Below are 3465 nucleotides of genomic sequence, written 5' to 3'. Positions count from 1 at the left end.
GGTGGCCCCGGTCAGCACGATGTGCCGGGGGTCGGTGTGCCGGGGGTCGGTGTGCCGGGGGTCGGTGTGCCGGGGGTCGGCTGCCGTCGCGGTCATGAGGCGGGCACGCGCTCGGGGCCGGCCTGGATGCCGTCCGCCACCGGCGCCGAGGCGATGCCGGGCAGGAGCAGCGCCCACATGTCGCACACGCGCTGGATGAGGTCGGCGCGCTGGGTGGCGAGCTGGGAGTAGACCTGCATGCCGGTGCAGGCGCCGACGACGAAACGGGCCACCCGGTCGGGGTCGACGCCCTCGCGCAGCTCCCCCGCCTTCCGGGCGACGTCGAGGTGGTCGCGCATGAGCGAGCGCCATTCCTCGAAGGAGGAGGCGTCGTTCATGCCGTGGCTGCCCTGCTCGACGGCGAGACGGACGCCCGCGCGCAGGATCGGGTCGCGCCGCATGCGGTCCGCCCACACCAGGGTGATGTCCACCAGGCGCTGCAGCCCGGTCGAGTCCAGGTGGGGCTCTATCGTCGCCGGCTGGGCGTTCATCAGTGCTTCGGCGAGGCCCTGCTTGGAACCGAAGTGGAAGTACAGCGCGCCGAGGGTGAGCCCCGCCCGTTCCACGATCTGGGTCACCGCCGCCCTCTCGTAACCGGTCTCGTCGAAGACCTCGGCCGCGGCCAGCAGGATCCTCTGTCGGGTCCGAGCGGCTCGCTCCCTGTTGGCAGTTGGCACCCGCGATCACTCCTCGACAGACATAGATAACGTACTTTATGTTAGCCGCACTGCTGCCGAGCTGACCGTCCGTTCAGGGGGAAAGGGCTGGCATGTCCAACTCTTATGGCTTAGGACACGACGTAGCGCGGGTGACCGGAACGGTTCCCCGGGAACTCGTCCACAAGCACGCGCCCCACGAGGTGCTGCTGACCGACTGGACCACCCACGGCCGCGACCGGCACACCGTCCGCGCCCGGTGGCCGCGCTTCCACACCTTCTACGCGTCCCGCAACCGGCGCTTCGACCCGCTGCTGTTCGTCGAAACGGTCCGCCAGACGTTCCCGCTGCTGTCGCACACCGCCTACGGTGTGCCCTTCGGCAGCCATCTGGTCTGGGACGACTTCAGCTTCGAGGTCGAGCCGCCGGGCATGCTGGTCCCGCCCGGCCCGGCCGATGTCGTGCTGGACGTCACGTGCCGGGACGTGCGGATGAGGAAGGGCTGCCTGGTCTCGATGACCATGCACGCCCGGGCCCTTCTGGACGGCCGCCCGGTCGGCAGCGCCAGCACCCGCTTCACCAACCACTCCCCCGCCGTCTACCGGCGGCTGCGCGGCGAGCACGGGCTCGCCGCGAAGCACCTGCGGGCCGTGCCGCTCCCGCCCGGCCTGCTGCCCGGCACGGTGGGACACCTCCTGCCCGAGAACGTGGTCCTGGCGCGCACCGAGCACGCCGGCCGGTGGCAGCTGCGCGTCGATCTGGACCACGCCGTCCTGTTCGACCACCCGGTCGACCACGCTCCCGGCATGCTGCTGCTGGAAGCCCTGCGCCAGGCCGCCCACGCGACCTACCCGGCCACGGACACCATGGTGACGGCGATGTCCGTGTCCTTCGAGAAGTGGGTGGAACTGGACGAAGCGGCCTGGGTCTCGGTGCGGCCCCTGCGCCGCAACGTGCTGCGGGCCGTCATCGAGCAGTCGGGCGCGCCCTGCCTGAGCGGTGAGGTCACGGTCCAGGCCGTGCCGGTCCCGGCGGCGGGATCGCCCCGCCCGCTCCCACCAGACGGGCTCGAACCGCTGGGGCCGCTGGGGCAGCTCGGGCCGCTCGGGCCGTCGGACGAGGTGCCGCGCTCGCCGGGTGAAGCCGGCCGGGAGGCTGTGGGGGCCGTCGCACCGGCGCCTGCCACGGGGGGCCGGGCCGGCTGATCCCGGCACCGGGCCTGGTGGTGACACAGGGTCAGGGCGGCGCGAGGGGCGCACCGGCCGGACCCGTGGGGCAAGCCGCGGAAGCCGCGCAGACCGCCTTGGGGTGCGGGCGGTCTCCGCGGCTGTCGGCATGCCCGGGGCGCGCATGGGGTCCGGCCCGCGGGACCGGCGCGGCCGCGGGGAGGTTTCCCGGTACGGCATCCCCGGCGGCCCGGGCACCCCCGGGCGGACACCCCTCCGGCGGGCCCCTCCGGCAGGCCCCTGCGGCGGTGCCGCCGCCGGGCGCCCCGAGGTGCGCGGCGGCGGCACCCGGTTCCCCTGCGGCGGTAGGGCCGTTCGTCCGGCCACCTGGCCGCGTCGGGGCATGCGGTCGGCGGGCGGTGTGTGCGGTGCCGGGCCGCGGCGGCCGCCGGTTGCGCGGTCCCCGGCCGGGACGGAAGCCATGATCGATTGTCAGTGGCGGGTGCGACAGTAGGCACATCGAGCCGGGAAGAGGGGGAACCGTCATGTCCACCAGCCAGAACTACATCAACCACGTCGCTCTCGTGCTGGACGCCAGTTCGTCCATGTCGCACCTGAGCCGCAAGGTCGTCGAGGTCGCCGACCAGCAGATCGCCTATCTCGCCCGCCGCTCCAGGGAACTGGACCAGGAGACCCGGGTCACGGTGTACGTCTTCGCGGACACGGTGGAGTGCGTCATCTACGACAAGGACGTGCTGCGCATGCCGTCGCTGAAGCAGCTGTACCGGGCCGGGGGGATGACGGCGCTGCTGGCGGCCGCGCTGAAGTCCCAGCGGGAGCTGGCGCAGACCGCCCAGCTCTACGGTGACCACAGCTTCCTGACGTTCGTGCTGACCGACGGGCAGGAGAACGCCAGCCACCGCTGCCCGGACGCCCCGGCCAGGGATCCGCGGGAACTGGTCGGCGCGGTGGCCGAGATGATAGAGACGCAGGCGGACAACTGGACACTGGCCGTGCTGGTGCCGGACCAGATGGGCCGGCGCGAGGCCATCCAGTGCGGCTTCCCGAAGGACAACGTGGCCATCTGGGACGCCACCAGCACGCAGGGGCTGGAGGAGGCCGGGCAGGTCATCCAGCTGGCCACCGAGAAGTTCATGGTGGGCCGCACCCAGGGCATCCGGGGATCGCGGGCGGTGTTCTCCGTGGGCGCGGACGCGGTCAACAAGGACACCATCGAGGCGGCCGGCCTCACCCCGGCGGATCCCTCGACGTACCAGCTGCTCCCGGTGGCCCGTGAGGCGGCGATCCGGGACTGGGTCGTCGCCAGCGGGCACACCTACCGCACCGGCGGGGCGTTCTACCAGCTGAGCAAGTCGGAGAAGATCCAGGCGCGCAAGCAGATCGCGGTGCTGGAGAAGAAGACGGACCGCGTCTACACCGGGCCCGAGGCCCGGGCCCTGCTCGGCCTGCCGGACGTCGAAGTCCGCGTCAAGCCGGACCACAACGACGACTTCACCATCTTCGTGCAGAGCACCAGCGTGAACCGCAAGCTCGTGGCGAACACACGCCTGCTGCTCATGCTCTGAGACCCGCCCCCCGGGGGG

General features: G+C 72.4%; 3 protein-coding genes. 2 read left to right on the top strand and 1 reads right to left on the bottom strand.

The genetic code is table 11. From position 1 onward, the window contains the following. Positions 1–92: 92 nt before the first annotated feature. Positions 93–716, bottom strand: coding sequence for a ScbR family autoregulator-binding transcription factor (locus CCN44_RS39570; protein ID WP_059256338.1), 624 nt, complete (start codon positions 714–716; stop codon positions 93–95). A 131-nt stretch (positions 717–847) separates the two neighbouring features. Here CCN44_RS39570 and CCN44_RS39565 point away from each other — a divergent pair, with 131 nt between their 5' ends. Together CCN44_RS39565 and CCN44_RS39560 are read left to right on the top strand one after the other, a co-directional pair. Next, positions 848–1900, top strand: coding sequence for a ScbA/BarX family gamma-butyrolactone biosynthesis protein (locus CCN44_RS39565; RefSeq protein WP_237482885.1), 1053 nt, complete (start codon positions 848–850; stop codon positions 1898–1900). 506 nt (positions 1901–2406) lie between these two features. Next, on the top strand, positions 2407–3447 hold the full coding sequence (locus CCN44_RS39560; protein WP_059256336.1) for a vWA domain-containing protein: 1041 nt from the start codon (positions 2407–2409) through the stop codon (positions 3445–3447). The last annotated feature ends 18 nt before the right edge of the window (positions 3448–3465 follow it).

This window comes from Streptomyces tricolor (genome assembly GCF_002155905.1).
Classification (GTDB): Bacteria; Actinomycetota; Actinomycetes; order Streptomycetales; family Streptomycetaceae; genus Streptomyces; species Streptomyces tricolor.
Note: the sequence above shows the minus strand (reverse complement) of the source record. Positions and strands in the feature narration are given on the sequence as shown.